The organism is Vibrio sp. D404a (assembly GCF_030248535.1).
Classification (GTDB): domain Bacteria; phylum Pseudomonadota; class Gammaproteobacteria; order Enterobacterales; family Vibrionaceae; genus Vibrio.
On the sequence record NZ_JAHGAJ010000019.1, the window covers coordinates 201,074 to 215,467 of the forward strand.

A 14,394-nucleotide genomic window follows, 5' to 3' on the forward strand; every position below is an offset into this window, starting at 1 on the left:
CATTTGGGAACCGTCGTTGTTTTACTGGTTGATAAGCGCTGAATAGATTAACGATCAATTAGATTCAGAGGCAACTGGGAACATCAGGTTGACCCTCAGGCCTCCTTCCGATTTATTCTCTGCCAACACGTGGCCATTCATCACAGCCATTGACTCTTTGACTATCGCCAAGCCTAAACCATAACCGCCCGACTTCTTATCTCGCGCCGACTCTAACCTCGTGAAGGGGCTGAATACACTCGAAATTTGTTGAGTTGGAATACCCGGACCGTTATCTTCGATAGAAATGACAGTGTAACGCTTGGTGGGTGTCTCTTCATAGTAGTAGGCATTCACAGTGATCTGAGCGTCACTGCCCGCATACTTGATTGCGTTACCAACGATGTTTCGAACTACGCGCAGAATCAGTCTTTCATCAAGCTCAACACTCGGTGTTTGGTTTGATAAGTTCGCCACCAGCATTTGCCCGCCTTTAAGGTCACGCTGCATTTCAGAAACCAACATCGAACAGTAGTGTTCAACGTTCATCGACACCATGTCCGCATCATAACGAGAGTTTTCTAGGCGACTGTACTCGAGTATCTCGCCCACCAGATCATTCATCTCATTGGTTTCGTTCTCAAGTCGGTCGATAAGACGCATTGATTTGTCTTCAACGCTATTACGCAGTAAGTGCATAACTAGATTTTGTCTTGCCAAAGGCGTTCTTAGTTCATGGGAAACATCACGAATTAATCGGCGCTGCTTCTCACCGAGCGATTTTATCTCTTGAGTCATATGATCAAAGTCTCTCGCCAATTCATTGAATTCACGCGTCTTTGATTGAAGCTCAGAGACAACCTCAACCGAAAAGTCCCCTTGAGAAAGGCGGCGGCTCGCCTCTCGCAATCTATCTAAAGGCTGTTGCAAGCGACGTGACAAAATCAGCGAAAACAACAGAAGAATAATAAATGCAATAACCACCTTCATCAGTGATGAATAGAGAGCAAAAGAGTGCGCTGGGTGGAAAGACCGAGGGAATTGAATCACCAAGAGATTACCTTTTTTCAAAGGGATCCCGACAATAGGCTGATTAACTTGATTATCTAATTGATGATCTAAGGTTCTCAAAAATCTCAGTTTAAACTCAAAATGCGGATGCATATGGCGATGAGTGATCGGGTGCTTGTCTTTGTCCAATACAAACAGATAGTACTTCTGCGCGTTAGCCCAATCTGCCAACTCGTCCATATCCCCTTCATCGATCAACACATCGGCTTGATAAGCAAGATCAAGCATGTCTGTCTTAACGGACTCCGGTACTTTCAACAACGCCTTCATCAGCGCCTTTTCTGACACGCCCTGAAAGATAAAGATACTGACGATAATGATGGTCAAATAGGTAAATAACTGGAACGTCAGGCCGTCCTTACGTTTCTCAATGAAAGAAGGACAGCGAAAGTAACTTGAACTCATGCTCCGACAGACTCTAGGTAGCTATAACCTTTGCCGCGCACAGTTTTGATGTGCTGTTTAGACATGCCCGCCTGAACCAATTTACGGCGGATGTTACTGATATGCATATCGAGATTGCGATCGAACGGACACAATTCACGTTTAAGAACGTGCACCTGAAGATCGGATTTAGACACAACAATACCGTCATGCTTAATCAAATAATCGAGAAGGTCTTTCTCTGTCCCTGTAAGAGGGATACGAGCAAGCTGTTCGCACAAGCCTTCATTAGCTTTAGCGACCGATTGACGTTGACGCTCAAAGCCCACACGACGCAGAATTACTTTAATTCTTGTAAGAAGCTCTGGCACATTGAACGGCTTCGCGATGTATTGATCAGCCCCTGCTTGGTAACCATCTAGCATCGACGCTTCATCGTTAAGTGCCGTCAGCATTAGGATAGGTGTTGCAAATCGCTGACAGATACGTCTCGCGACTTGTAAGCCATTGAGGTTCGGTAACATCACGTCCAATAGCACTAAGTCGACTGGATTTTGCTGAATAAACTCCAATGCACTCTCACCACAGTGCACCTTATCAACATGATAGCCCTCAGTTTCTAAGACTTCACTGAGCAACTCACACAACTGAATATCATCGTCTACAACTAAAATGCGAGACATTACCACCACCTATTAAATAATAATAGTTTGCATTTTAATTATCATAAAATTGATTTCAATTATAAAAGTGCACTATTTAGCTACATTAAGAGATCTTTCTCAATTGGAACAAATTTTGAGGCTGAATCGATGAGATTTTGAGCGGTTAAGCCAGGTACGCCGTACACTTCAACCTTAGTATTGAATCGTGATTTCATACGTTCGACTAGAATTTCAAAGTCACCATCACCCGATACTAGAATGATGGTATCAACGTTTTCCGCCAATTCGATAGCGTCTAGCGCGATGCCCACATCCCAATCGCCTTTAGCGCTGCCGTCACGGCGCTGAATAAAAGGCTTAAGCTTCACATCAAAACCGACGCCACGCAGTATATGGTGGAACTGTCGCTGCTTAGGATCTTGGCTTGAAATTGCGTACGCGTTTGCCGATACGACGTTGCGCCCGGTTGTCGCCACATACCAAAATTGGTTGTAATCGAAGTTGCTACGATACTTATCTCTTGTTGTGTAATACACGTTTTGAACGTCGACCAGAATTGCAATGTTTTCCATATTTGGTGCCTGTGGCTCAGTGCCTTGATTAGTCTCTTTGAAATTAGCCCATACCCTATTCGATCTGCTTAACAAATGCGAGTTGCTTATCGTTGATTTTGAACCTATCAACTATGCTTTACGTATCGGCCTTAGATGTTTGATTGATTTATGTACCAAGTTTGTCGCGCCCAATAGCTACCGCGCCCGATAATTACCACGCCAGATAGTTGCCGCGCCCAAAGTTGCTTGAGCTGCTGTAAACGCGTTGTTTGAAAGGAGTCATAGGATGTTAGGAAGAATATTTGCACTCACTGCTATGGTCATGTGCACCCAAAACGCACTCGCCTACCCGGCTTATGAACACTCCCACAGCTTGTCGCACCGCAGCGTCATCTTATTTGCACCTGATGAGCAAGACAAAAAGGTGAAAGAGTTTATGAACGGCGTGTTGGTGAATAACTGCCAAATTGATGAGCGCGACATCGTTGTAATGGTGATTGCGGAAAACGGCTACACCAACCCGAGTTGGCTAAAAGAAGAGTTTAACTTAGAAGCGGTGAAAGAGATCTATGAAATACCAAAAGGCAAACACACCGGTATTTTGATTGGTAAAGATGGTAAAGAGAAGCACCGCTGGAGTGGAGCAACAGATTGGGGATTTCTAGCGAGCTTCATCGACGAGATGCCGATGCGTCGACAAGAGATGCAGCGACAATCTAGCCGCTGCAGCATATAAGGAAATCGGCTGAATAATTGAGGCAATTTACTTGTTAAACCAAGCCAGTTTTTCATGAAGCTGTGCAACACTACCAACCACAATCAGTGCTGGGCTTTTTGCTTGTGATGCTAGTCCAGCCAAATCGCTCAAGCCACCTCGGAACACTTTCTGCTCTTGGCGAGTGCCATTTTCGATGATCGCCACCGGCATATCTGCGCGCATACCGTTGTTTAACAAGTTTTTCTGGATATTCGGGCTCTCTTTCAGGCCCATGTAGAACACAATGGTGTGATTGTGTTGAGCCAAAGATTTCCAATCGATATCTTCGCCATCTTTCTTAAGGTGACCAGTGATAAATTGAACACTTTGGGCGTGGTCACGGTGAGTGAGTGGAATACCCGCGTAAGCTGTTGCTCCAGCTGCGGCTGTGATACCCGGGACCACTTCGAATGCCACATCGTTTTCTGCTAGCGTTTCACACTCTTCGCCACCACGGCCAAAAATGAATGAATCACCACCTTTCAAACGTACAACGCGCTTGTTCTCTTGAGCTTTAGCCACAAGTAGATCGTTGATTTGATCTTGCGGTACACAGTGATGGTCTAGCTTCTTGCCCACATAAAGCATCTCTGCTTCTGGGTTTGCCATCGCTAGAATTGCCTTAGACACCAAACGGTCATACACCACTACTTCTGCTTGTTGAATAACACGCGCTGCTTTAACGGTTAATAGATCTGGGTCGCCGGGACCTGCACCAACCAAAGACACGAAACCACTTTCTACTACTTGCTGCTCACTCATTGCTTACGCCTATTTTAATTATTCTGCTGTAATTCACTGTATCAACAAGAAAACATCTAGTCGATCACAGTTTTTGCATATTTCATAACTAATTGAATTAACGTTTTTGGTTATTCTCGTTGCAATTCTTTATCACTGGTTATCGTACTATTAAAAGCATAGTGAATATTGATGCGCAGCACTAAGCAAAGTAAAGAAGCTAAAGAAAACAAAGAAGATAAAAAGGCCCCACAGTACACTGCAGGGCCTTGATGTTAATTCATTACGCTTAATTGCTCAGGTCAGGATTATTTAATCGCTGGCGCTGTTTTAGCGTGAGTTAGGTACAGTGGGATACAAGTCATAACAAGACCACCAACGATGTTACCTAGGATTGTTGGGATAAGGTTGAAGTTCAACCAAGTCGCGATACCGAAATCAGCACCAAGAATCATACCCAGTGGGAATAGGAACATGTTTACTACTGTGTGCTCAAATACTAGTGCGAAGAAGATGAAGATTGGGAACCACATCATTGCTACACGGCCAGACACAGAGCGCGCAGTCATGTTGCCGATAACACCTAGACAAACCATAAGGTTACAGAAGATACCGCGAACGAAACATGTGATCCATCCGTCCATACCCATGTTCTCAAAACCTAGGCTACGAGCAGTTGAAACCGCAATGAACTTTTGAACAACTGCGTTTGGATCTAGAGAGAAGTTACCTGTTAGCGAAACCGCAACTAGAAAAGCAACAAGCAGAGAACCGATAAGGTTACCTAGACCTACGATACCCCAACAACGCAGGATACGACCCCATGTAATACCTGGGCGGTTATCGAATTTTGCTAAAGGAGCAAGGCCAAATACACCGGTTACTAGGTCGTAACCCATCACACTTAAGATGACAAAACCTACAGGGAACACAAGTGCGCCAACGATGCCGATGCCCGTTTGAACCATTGTTGTAATCGCGACAACAACCGCAAGTGAAAGGATCACACCCGCCATTGTGCTTCGGATTAGGAGATCGCGAGTACTTGTTTTCGTTTTCGCTTCGCCCACATCGATCATAGTTTGAACGAATTCTACAGGTTTAAAATCAGAAGACATAAAATTGTCCTTAAAAAGTTAAATTTAAAAAGTAAAAATTGGATAGGAAAAGGCTCTAGATGTCGTCATGACAATCATCACTCACTAGAGCCCTTGAACTATCGAATCTTAACGATTAAGCCGCGATTTCTACCGCACCTTTCACAACGCGAGCTTTGTAAGATTTCACGCTCATGCGGTCATCTTCCATACAAAGGCCAGTCGCTAGGTTGAAGCGTTGCTTCTTAAGCGGGCTTGCAACCCATAGCTCGTCTTGATGCTCACAGATAAGGCCACGAGACAGAACGTTAGCTTGGAAGAATGGGTCCATATTGTTGATTGCGAACACTTCTTCAGTCGCACGTGGACGGAAGATAGCTACTTGCTCACCGTTTAGTAGTGCAACAACACCAGTACCTGGGATGATGTCTTCGATTTTACAAACTTTTGTAAATGCCATGATGTTGTCTCCCAATTACACTAGTTCTACGTGAAGGATATCGCCCTTCGCGTCTGGGTGTTTTTCAGTAAATGTCGCTGGACGGTGCTGTTCACGACCATCAGTTACGAACACTACGTTGTCATCACGCTCGTCAGAGTTAACGAAGTGAGAGAAACGCTTAAGTTGTGATTCGTCGTTGATAGTGTCAGTCCACTCACAGCTGAACTCTTCAATCAGCTTCGCTACGTCTGCTTCAAGTTGGTCGTTGATACCAAGCTTGTCTTCGATGATCACTTCACGTAGGTAGTCGATACCGCCTTCTAAGTTGTCGAACCATACAGAAGTACGTTGTAGCGGAGCAGCCGTACGTACGTAGAACATCATGTAGCGGTCGATGTACTTGATTAGCGTCTCTTGGTCTAGGTCGCTTGCAAGTAGTGTTGCGTGACGAGGTTTCATACCACCGTTACCGGCTACGTACATGTTCCAACCTGCGTCAGTTGCGATAATACCAAGGTCTTTACCTTGCGCTTCCGCACACTCACGAGTACAGCCAGACACACCGAACTTCATCTTATGAGGAGCACGGATGCCTTTGTAGCGGTTCTCAAGCATCACACCAAGACCTACAGAGTCTTGAACGCCGTAACGACACCAAGTTGAACCCACACAAGTCTTAACCATACGTAGAGACTTACCGTAAGCTTGACCTGTTTCGTAGCCCGCTTCGATTAGCTTCTTCCAGATTGCAGGAAGGTCATCTTTTTGAGCACCGAACAGACCGATACGTTGTGCACCAGTGATCTTGGTGTACAGGTTGTACTCTGCTGCAACGTTTGCAAGAACAGAAAGTGCTTGAGGCGTTACTTCACCACCCGCCATACGCGGGATTACAGAGTAAGTACCGTCTTTCTGCATGTTACCTAGGAAGTTATCGTTGGTATCGTGCAGCTTAACTAGAGACGGCTTAAGGATGTGGTCACCCCAGTTTGAAGCAAGGATAGAACCTGCTAGAGGCTTACATACTTCACAACCGTAACCAGTACCGTGCTTCTCAAGCAGCTCTTCGAACGACTTGATTTCACCGATGCGTACTAGGTGGAACAGCTCTTGACGAGAGTAAGCAAAGTGCTCACATACGTCGTTCTTCACTTCAACACCTGCTTTTTCAAGCTCAGCGTTTAGAACAGAAGTGACTAGAGGGATACAACCACCACAGCCTGTACCTGCGCCAGTTACTGCTTTGATATCACCGATAGTGTGGTGACCTTCAGCAACTGCTTCTGCGATCTTGCCTTTTGTTACATCAAAACAAGAACAGATAACGGCAGATTCAGGTAGTGCGTCAGCGCCTAGTGTTGGCTTCTCAGCACCTGCGTGTGCAGGCAGGATAAGCGCATCTGGGTGCTCTGGAAGGTCGATTTCGTTCAGCATAAGCTGTAAAAGATCGCCGTAGTCAGATGTATCACCCACCATTACTGCACCAAGAAGCTTCTTGTTGTCTTCAGAAACGATTAGGCGCTTGTAAACTTCTTGCTCTTCGTTTTGGTAAACGTAGCTCTTACAGCCAGGAGTACGACCGTTCGCATCACCGATTGAACCTACTTTCACGCCTAGAAGCTTAAGCTTCGCAGACATGTCAGCACCTTCAAATTTGCTGTCATTACCCACTACGTGGTCAACCGCAACCGTAGCCATCTTGTAACCAGGAGCCACAAGACCGTAGAACATTTCGTTCCAAGATGCACACTCACCGATAGCGTAGATGCTGTCATCAGAAGTCTGACAGAAATCATTGATGGCGATACCGCCGCGTGGTGCAACGTCTAACTTCATGTCACGAGCAAGCTTATCTTGAGGGCGAATACCCGCAGAGAATACGATGAAGTCAGTTTCTAATTCTGTACCGTCTGCAAAACGCATAACGTTACGTGCTTCTTTACCTTCAGGAGCAATCTCAAGCGTGTTTTTGCTAGTGTGAACTTTCACACCCATGCTTTCGATCTTTTGACGAAGTTGGTTACCACCCGCTTGGTCTAGCTGTTCAGCCATTAGCTTAGGAGCAAACTCAACTACGTGAGTCTCTACACCTAGCGCTTTCAAAGCACCAGCTGCTTCAAGACCTAATAGACCACCACCGATAACAACACCGACTTTGCTCTTCTTCGCACACGCTTCGATCGCTTTTAGATCTTCGATAGTACGGTACACAAAGCAGTCTTTGCTTTCGCGGCCTTTAATAGGTGGAACGAATGGGAAAGAACCCGTCGCCATAACTAGCTTGTCGTATTGAATTTCACGACCAGAGCTTGAGTAAACAATCTTCTTCTCACGGTTTACTGTGATAGCGCGCTCGCCGATCAACATGTTGATGCCATGTTTCTCGTAGAAGCCCTCTTTAACTAAAGAAAGTTCATCTGCTGTGTGGTGTGAAAAGTAAGAAGAAAGGTGTACACGGTCATACGCTACACGTGGCTCTTCACAGAACACTGTAATGTCCATGTTTGCTACGTCTGTCTTCTCTACTAAATCTTCGATATAGCGATGGCCGACCATCCCGTTACCGATTACGACTAGCTTCATCTTGCTCATAAGAATTCCTGAAAGGTTATAATTTTCTTAACTGAGCGAATAATGAATTATGAAAGAAAATGAAAATATGATGTAAATCAATTACGAAAATGAACTACCCTAAAGGGGTAGAACAAAAGAGGTATAACGGATTAAAAATCGGCCAAAGCAAACGTATAACCTGACTTTATATATGGGTAATAGCGGAGTGCATGAACAACTTGAAGCATATTGAGGTGTAGTAAAGTTTCACTAAGAGTAACTCAAAAAGAAATTAAATGACAATCATTTTCATTTAGTGGCAAAACACTGACACAATATTTTAAATTTGAGCATTGCCGTGACAGAGTATTTGCCAATATGAAAGGTTCCGCTAAAACATCCGTAGCTCTATCACTATCAAGCCCTTCTCTACTGACTAAATCTTTTCCCAATCCATAAGCTTGTGTTTCTTAACTACGTAGCGGTGATAAGAACTGATGATAATGGCAAAAATCGAACTGGTCAGCAGCGCGTTAACTAAAGTAGCGGCAAGTGTTAAACCCACACCAACCAGGCTAAACAGATAAATAAACGAGAAATAGAACACAAAGAACTCGACAAACTTTAGGGTAAAGTTTTTATAAAAAGGTTCCCAATACATCGGCTTCAACTCAAAGCCACGGCGTCTAAGAAAACGATAAAAATATGACTTATCTGACTTACATGACAGCCCAAGGGTTTGTAGATATTCGTCAGCTCTTGCTAACTTTTCCTGATGACTCATAAACCTGTTTAATACTCCCTCAATTACAAACATCTTCAAACTTTAAAACCGAACCGCCTAGCCACTGCAACCTGCCGTCATTAGCTCAAACGTACAGTTTGTGAAATTACTTATTCTCGCCAATGCGCCACAGCACACCGCTTGGGTCTGTCATACAAAATTCAAGCATTCCCCATGGTTGCTCGATAAGGTCGGTCACTCTGACACCAAACTTCTCAACCACATCCAACTTATTAACGTGATCAAACCAACTTTGTGCATCCTCTACCAAAAGGTGCATCATAAAATTATTGCTATGAGCGGGTTCATAAAAGTCTTGAAGTAAAAAAGCGCATGAGCCTGATTTGAAATAAGCGATGCCTTCAAATTCAGAAGCCATTTCAAAGCCTATTGATTGATAGAAGCGCTTGGAAGATTCAAAGTCTTTAGCGGGCACAAACGACTTTATCTCGACGGTATTTAGGTTTTCCATTTCCAACTCCGGTTTTAGATGTGTCTAGGTCATTCTCGCACTTTATCAAGACAGCTTAACGGCTGTACCGAACACTAAGATTTCAGAGGCACCATCTGTTACTGAGCTTGTGGTAAATCGAATCCCAACAACGGCGTCAGCGCCTAGCCCTTGAGCTTCTTCGACCAAGCGCTCAATGGCGATGTTTCGAGCCTCGGTTAGCATCTCGGTATAACCTTTGAGTTCACCACCAACGATGCCTTTTAAACCCGCCATAAAGTCTCTGCCAACGTGTTTTGATTGAACAACGTTGCCGTTCACGATACCAAGTACTGTTTCAATTTCCCTACCAGGAACCGTTTCTGTTGTTGTGTAAATCATAACTTACCTATTCATCCTGCTTGGGGTTTAATCCAGTGATAAAACACGCTCGATAAAAGCCGACTTCTTAAGACGATAAGCGTCTTGAGGCCAGCCTGAGCATGACACTTTAAGATCATTGTATTCATAAACTAACAAAGGGTTACTTCGAAGTTTGTCTCGAAACGTTACAAACATATCAAACTCCGAGCCAAGCGCGACGAGTTGGAAAGCGACATCGTCTTCCGATTCACTTTCCAGCATGCACAGTTCTGGCGTTCGTAACGTATCCAGCTTTTCATTGAAGCCCAACGTTTTCAACGACGTCACCGCACTCTCTAACTCAGTAGCATCAACACCAACGAGTATGTCTAAGTCACCCTTAGACACAGCATTATCAATCGACGACGCGCCAATGTGCTCAATCAGCGCACTGGGTAATAACGCCTGTATTTTAGCTTGATAGCGTCGATATAAATCGTCGCAAATTGGCTGATACTCTTCAGCGCTATAAAACTTCATCCCTGTTCTCCAAAGCCTTAGATCCTTTAAGCTCCATGTCGTGTTAAGGCTTCATATTCGAACACCTTACTCTAACTCCCTGACTACAATAACAAATTTATTAAATATATGCATAATTGTGTAGAGATTAATAAAATCATGAATGCAAATAAGGCTAACGGTCTACGCGATTGCTCGACTTCGAACGACTTGGATCAGATAAATACCACCACTTAGGGAAGCAACGGTGAACATCACCCAATACGCACCAGACATACCTAGATAAGTAGCCGACAGCCCAGCAGCTAGATAAGTTAATAACCACCAAAAGTGCGTTAACGAAAAATGTGCAGCGAAATATTGTCCAGCATCATCACTTCCAGCCGCATCGTTAATCACAATGCCTGAAGTGGTCTGGATACAAGACATGCCGATACCCAAAGAGAAACAAAGAACGATAAATCCAAACCAATCTGGGAGCCATGTTCCGGCATAAAACGCTAACCATATTAGGATCAGTCCTCTGATGTGATAACGCTGCGGACTATAACGATTTAAAAGCTTGGGTAAGAATATCGCCGCTAACATCGAGCCGATCCCAACAGCCAGCATGGCTAATGCCGTTTCACTGTCGCCACCATGCAGAATATCGTGCACGTAGACAACCGTATTCACTATCACCATGGCACTTGCCGCTGCTGCCGCTAAGTACGCATACCACAATGAACGCAGAGAAGAGTGCGCCAGATAGGCGGTGATACCGCTAAAAATGGTTTTCCAGCACAGCTTACTCGTCTGTTCTTGTTGCCCTTTGTCTGAAGGGATAAAGCACAGTAACACCAACACCGCTGAGATAATAAATGTCACGGCATCAGCCCAAAACAGATGACGAAAGCTCACAACGGTCAAGAGTACCGCGCTTAATACAGGGCTAAGCACTTGCTCCAAATCGTAGGCAATTCGACTATAAGAGAGCGCTTTAGTGTAGTGCTCTCGAATCGGGACGATTTGCGGCAGTGTTGCCTGAAACAGTGGTGTGAAGGCAGCCGAGCAAGCATTGATAGCAAACATCAGTACATAAACTTGCCACACCTGATCCACGAACGGTAACGCCATGAAAAGCAGAGCTCTGAGCAAATCTAAGATGATCAAGGTTCGCTTTTTAGGCCACCTTCTGCTCAACACGGCAAATATTGGCGCGAGGCCGATATACGCGAGCATCTTAAGTGCAAATGCAATGCTCAATACTGTGCTCGCCTCACTCTCAGCGAGTTCATACGCCAACAGAGCTAAGCAGACTGAACTTATCCCAGTCCCAATGAGCGACACGACCTGAGCGAGCAAAAGCCTCACATAATCTCGATTGCTCCACAAAGAAGCGTTGACGACGGGTAGATTCATAGCGCGTCTCCAAACAGGCTTTTCACATCATCAATCAAAGATCTAAACCAGAGCAGAAAGGTATCTTTGAGACGTTTCAACATCGAACCTTGCTTCACCTCTTGTGCACTCACCACTGAAGCAGTTTTCACCGTTTTTCCATCTAGACTCCAAACAACCTGACCCAGTACCTCACCTTTGGTAATTGGCGCGGTTAGCGTGTCATTTAACTCTAGCTCTTTCTGGAGCTTGGCTGTTTGATTGCTCGGCAATGTTAGGAAAATATCGTCTTCAACAACCACATCGACCTGTTCACTTTCTCCCTGCCAGATTCTGGCTTCATAAATCACCTCACCACTTGTTGCCGCTTGCAAGGTATCGAAAAAACGGAATCCGTAGTTCAACAGCTGACGCGATTCATTAACTCGTGCTTGAGGGCTCGCTGCGCCCATCACCACTGCGATCAGACGCATCCTCCCCTGCACAGCTGAAGATACCAAGCTGTATCCAGCACTCTCTGTGAATCCTGTCTTACCGCCATCAACTTCTAAGGTTCTATCCCACAACAGCTTATTACGGTTGTATTGCTCAATGCCTGCCCATGTAAATCGACGCTCTTTGTACAGGGCATACACTTCAGGCACTTGTTGAATGATAGCCCGCAATAAGATGCCCATATCTTTTGGCGTGGTGGCAATACCTTCTCCATCTAGCCCGTGAGCATTAACAAAATTAGTGTTCGACATACCCAGAGACTGCGCCCAACCATTCATCAAGCTGACAAAGGCACCTTCACTCCCAGCAACGTGTTCAGCCAAAGCAACCGCTGCATCATTCCCTGATTGGATGATTAACCCACGCATCAGATCTTTAATGGTGACGCTGTCGCCCGGTTTGATGAACATTTTGGAAGAATCAGGAAACTTCACTGACCAAGCATTCGGGCTTACCTCAACTTGAGTCTCCCAAGTTAATCGGTCATTCGCTATCTCCTGCCCTACCACATAAGCCGTCATCAACTTGGTCAAGCTGGCGGGTGCGAGTAACGCTTGCGAATTATTTTCTGCTAACACCTCACCAGAATTGAAATCCATCAGCAGATACCCCTTGGCACCCAGCGATGGCGGATCAGGTACGACAACCGCTAATGTGTTCGCGCTATACAATAAAATTAAGGCAAAAAAGCTCGTTAGTTTCATCTTCATAGCGCCTCCGCTATCTGGAGCGCAGCGAGATCGCCGATATAACTCTGTTTTTGATCTTTGCCATCCGACAAATATTGAAAGGTCTCACTTCCTTTGCCGCACACCACAACAAGATCACCGCCCTCACTCATCTTCTTAGCCAGCTTAATCGCTTCTCTGCGATCGCTGATTTCAAAATGGGGCGTACTACCTACCTGAGAGCGCAGTGCTTGGAAGATCTCCCCTTGAATCACCCCCATTGGGTTGTCTGATGTGAACACGATTAAATCGGCATACTTAGCACAAATCTCCCCTATTTCGCTCGCCTGCTGTAAGCGGTCGCCTGTCACTCCAACCACTACAATTAAGCGCCGTTCCACGTAATCTTGAACCGCTTCAAGCAAAGCCTTGAGCCCATCACTGTTATGGGCATAGTCGACTAACCCCTTACAATCATTAGGTAACTCTACAAATTGAGCACGCCCTTCCGGCATTTCAATACGTTCTATTCCTTGTGTGATCTTCTCTAGAGACCAACCCAACGCATAAAGCGTACTGGCAATCGCTAACGCATTTTCAACGTTATACAAAAATGGCATTGGCGAGCGCACATCAACACTTTTTTCTGTCGCTGTTAGCGTGAATCGCATCCCACGCTCGAACGACTGTATGTTTGAAGCGACAACATCGGCCTTCTGCCCTGCCTTTGAGAAGGTCACGACCTTGATTCCTTGAGATGCCCTTTCAATCGCGGCCAAAGCATGTGGGTCATCTAAATTAACCACTAAGGTTCCTTTTGACTGGATGCGGTCAACCAATTGCAATTTAGCGTGGATATAACTGTCTTTGGTGCGGTGAAAATCAAGGTGGTCCTCACCGATATTGGTGATCACCCCGACTTCAAGCGAGACAAAACCAGCGCGATCTTGTGCAAGTGCATGGCTGCTCAACTCCATCACATTGAACTCGGTATCTTGCATTCGCATCTGTTGGAAAATATTAAGTAAAGTGACACCATCTGGAGTAGTGTTGGTCAGCGGTACTTGTTCCTCAACCAGTTTTGCCCCTAGCGTCCCGATATAAGCACTTCTGCTTTCAAAGTTAAGGATCTGATTCAAGCAGTGAGAAACCGTCGTTTTACCGTTGGTTCCTGTCACACCAATATGACTTACCGCTTTATGTGGATGTTGGTAGTAGGCTTTAATAAGCGCCAAACTTTGATAGTAGCTATCGGTGACAATCACAGGCACGCTAGCTTGCAGCGGCCTATTGGCGATGATGGCACAAGCACCTTGATTTACAGCTCGCACTACAAAGTCATGCCCATCTAATGAAATGCCTTGGCGACAGACAAAAACATCGCCTGATTCTACCTCTGCACTATTGGTCTTAAATTGCCTTACGGGCAAGGATTGCAAGACCGCTCTCTGTTGTGAAATCGCACTGCTTTGCATTTACGCGCTCCTTAATTCGTTAATGAGTGGAGTATAA

General features: G+C 45.2%; 15 protein-coding genes. 1 reads left to right on the top strand and 14 read right to left on the bottom strand.

Going from position 1 to position 14,394, the window contains the following annotated elements; genetic code table 11:
* Positions 1-54: 54 nt before the first annotated feature.
* From KI655_RS12570 to KI655_RS12580, 3 genes are all read right to left on the bottom strand, one after another.
* Positions 55-1,455, bottom strand: a complete 1,401-nt coding sequence (locus tag KI655_RS12570; RefSeq protein WP_285405425.1) for a sensor histidine kinase — start codon at positions 1,453-1,455, stop codon at positions 55-57.
* On the bottom strand, positions 1,452-2,117 hold the full coding sequence (locus KI655_RS12575; protein ID WP_285405427.1) for a response regulator transcription factor: 666 nt from the start codon (positions 2,115-2,117) through the stop codon (positions 1,452-1,454). The genes KI655_RS12570 and KI655_RS12575 overlap by 4 nt, the downstream gene beginning before the upstream one ends.
* An 80-nt stretch (positions 2,118-2,197) precedes the next feature.
* Positions 2,198-2,671 (bottom strand): NYN domain-containing protein, encoded by a 474-nt coding sequence (locus KI655_RS12580; protein WP_285405429.1) that lies wholly within the window; start codon positions 2,669-2,671, stop codon positions 2,198-2,200.
* Positions 2,672-2,939: 268 nt separating this feature from the next.
* On the opposite strand from KI655_RS12580, the gene KI655_RS12585 reads away from it, so the two are divergent.
* A complete protein-coding gene (locus KI655_RS12585) occupies positions 2,940-3,389 on the top strand; it encodes a DUF4174 domain-containing protein (protein WP_285405431.1) in 450 nt (149 codons plus the stop codon).
* Between the two features lie 27 nt (positions 3,390-3,416).
* On the opposite strand, the gene cobA is transcribed toward KI655_RS12585, so the two are convergent.
* The 11 genes from cobA to KI655_RS12640 form a co-directional block, all read right to left on the bottom strand.
* Positions 3,417-4,172 carry a uroporphyrinogen-III C-methyltransferase gene (gene cobA, locus KI655_RS12590; protein WP_285405433.1) on the bottom strand — a complete coding sequence of 252 codons (756 nt, stop codon included), beginning with the start codon at positions 4,170-4,172 and terminating at the stop codon, positions 3,417-3,419.
* Positions 4,173-4,459: 287 nt separating this feature from the next.
* Positions 4,460-5,269: a formate/nitrite transporter family protein gene (locus tag KI655_RS12595; RefSeq protein ID WP_285405435.1), complete on the bottom strand. Its 810-nt coding sequence runs from the start codon at positions 5,267-5,269 to the stop codon at positions 4,460-4,462.
* Between the two features lie 115 nt (positions 5,270-5,384).
* Positions 5,385-5,708, bottom strand: a complete 324-nt coding sequence (gene nirD / locus KI655_RS12600; RefSeq protein WP_285405438.1) for a nitrite reductase small subunit NirD — start codon at positions 5,706-5,708, stop codon at positions 5,385-5,387.
* 15 nt (positions 5,709-5,723) lie between these two features.
* Entirely contained in the window at positions 5,724-8,282 is a 2,559-nt protein-coding gene (gene nirB / locus KI655_RS12605) for a nitrite reductase large subunit NirB (RefSeq protein WP_285405440.1), read from the bottom strand.
* Positions 8,283-8,679: 397 nt separating this feature from the next.
* Positions 8,680-9,060, bottom strand: coding sequence for a DUF6404 family protein (locus KI655_RS12610; protein ID WP_285405441.1), 381 nt, complete (start codon positions 9,058-9,060; stop codon positions 8,680-8,682).
* 73 nt (positions 9,061-9,133) lie between these two features.
* Positions 9,134-9,499, bottom strand: coding sequence for a VOC family protein (locus KI655_RS12615; RefSeq protein ID WP_285405442.1), 366 nt, complete (start codon positions 9,497-9,499; stop codon positions 9,134-9,136).
* A 45-nt stretch (positions 9,500-9,544) separates the two neighbouring features.
* Positions 9,545-9,859: a heavy metal-binding domain-containing protein gene (locus tag KI655_RS12620; RefSeq protein ID WP_285405444.1), complete on the bottom strand. Its 315-nt coding sequence runs from the start codon at positions 9,857-9,859 to the stop codon at positions 9,545-9,547.
* Positions 9,860-9,886: 27 nt separating this feature from the next.
* On the bottom strand, positions 9,887-10,360 hold the full coding sequence (locus KI655_RS12625; protein ID WP_285405446.1) for a GrpB family protein: 474 nt from the start codon (positions 10,358-10,360) through the stop codon (positions 9,887-9,889).
* A 162-nt stretch (positions 10,361-10,522) separates the two neighbouring features.
* Positions 10,523-11,740 carry an MFS transporter gene (locus KI655_RS12630; protein WP_285405448.1) on the bottom strand — a complete coding sequence of 406 codons (1,218 nt, stop codon included), beginning with the start codon at positions 11,738-11,740 and terminating at the stop codon, positions 10,523-10,525.
* Positions 11,737-12,924: a D-alanyl-D-alanine carboxypeptidase family protein gene (locus KI655_RS12635; RefSeq protein ID WP_285405450.1), complete on the bottom strand. Its 1,188-nt coding sequence runs from the start codon at positions 12,922-12,924 to the stop codon at positions 11,737-11,739. Before KI655_RS12635 ends, KI655_RS12630 begins: the two co-directional genes overlap by 4 nt.
* Positions 12,921-14,357: a UDP-N-acetylmuramoyl-L-alanyl-D-glutamate--2,6-diaminopimelate ligase gene (locus tag KI655_RS12640; protein ID WP_285405452.1), complete on the bottom strand. Its 1,437-nt coding sequence runs from the start codon at positions 14,355-14,357 to the stop codon at positions 12,921-12,923. The genes KI655_RS12635 and KI655_RS12640 overlap by 4 nt, the downstream gene beginning before the upstream one ends.
* Positions 14,358-14,394: the final 37 nt, after the last annotated feature.

Coding starts and splice junctions, on each gene's coding strand:
- KI655_RS12570 (WP_285405425.1), bottom strand. CDS start 1,455: ATGAGTTCAAGTTACTTTCGCTGTCCTTCTTTCATTGAGAAACGTAAG.
- KI655_RS12575 (WP_285405427.1), bottom strand. CDS start 2,117: ATGTCTCGCATTTTAGTTGTAGACGATGATATTCAGTTGTGTGAGTTG.
- KI655_RS12580 (WP_285405429.1), bottom strand. CDS start 2,671: ATGGAAAACATTGCAATTCTGGTCGACGTTCAAAACGTGTATTACACA.
- KI655_RS12585 (WP_285405431.1), top strand. CDS start 2,940: ATGTTAGGAAGAATATTTGCACTCACTGCTATGGTCATGTGCACCCAA.
- cobA (WP_285405433.1), bottom strand. CDS start 4,172: ATGAGTGAGCAGCAAGTAGTAGAAAGTGGTTTCGTGTCTTTGGTTGGT.
- KI655_RS12595 (WP_285405435.1), bottom strand. CDS start 5,269: ATGTCTTCTGATTTTAAACCTGTAGAATTCGTTCAAACTATGATCGAT.
- nirD (WP_285405438.1), bottom strand. CDS start 5,708: ATGGCATTTACAAAAGTTTGTAAAATCGAAGACATCATCCCAGGTACT.
- nirB (WP_285405440.1), bottom strand. CDS start 8,282: ATGAGCAAGATGAAGCTAGTCGTAATCGGTAACGGGATGGTCGGCCAT.
- KI655_RS12610 (WP_285405441.1), bottom strand. CDS start 9,060: ATGTTTGTAATTGAGGGAGTATTAAACAGGTTTATGAGTCATCAGGAA.
- KI655_RS12615 (WP_285405442.1), bottom strand. CDS start 9,499: ATGGAAAACCTAAATACCGTCGAGATAAAGTCGTTTGTGCCCGCTAAA.
- KI655_RS12620 (WP_285405444.1), bottom strand. CDS start 9,859: ATGATTTACACAACAACAGAAACGGTTCCTGGTAGGGAAATTGAAACA.
- KI655_RS12625 (WP_285405446.1), bottom strand. CDS start 10,360: ATGAAGTTTTATAGCGCTGAAGAGTATCAGCCAATTTGCGACGATTTA.
- KI655_RS12630 (WP_285405448.1), bottom strand. CDS start 11,740: ATGAATCTACCCGTCGTCAACGCTTCTTTGTGGAGCAATCGAGATTAT.
- KI655_RS12635 (WP_285405450.1), bottom strand. CDS start 12,924: ATGAAGATGAAACTAACGAGCTTTTTTGCCTTAATTTTATTGTATAGC.
- KI655_RS12640 (WP_285405452.1), bottom strand. CDS start 14,357: ATGCAAAGCAGTGCGATTTCACAACAGAGAGCGGTCTTGCAATCCTTG.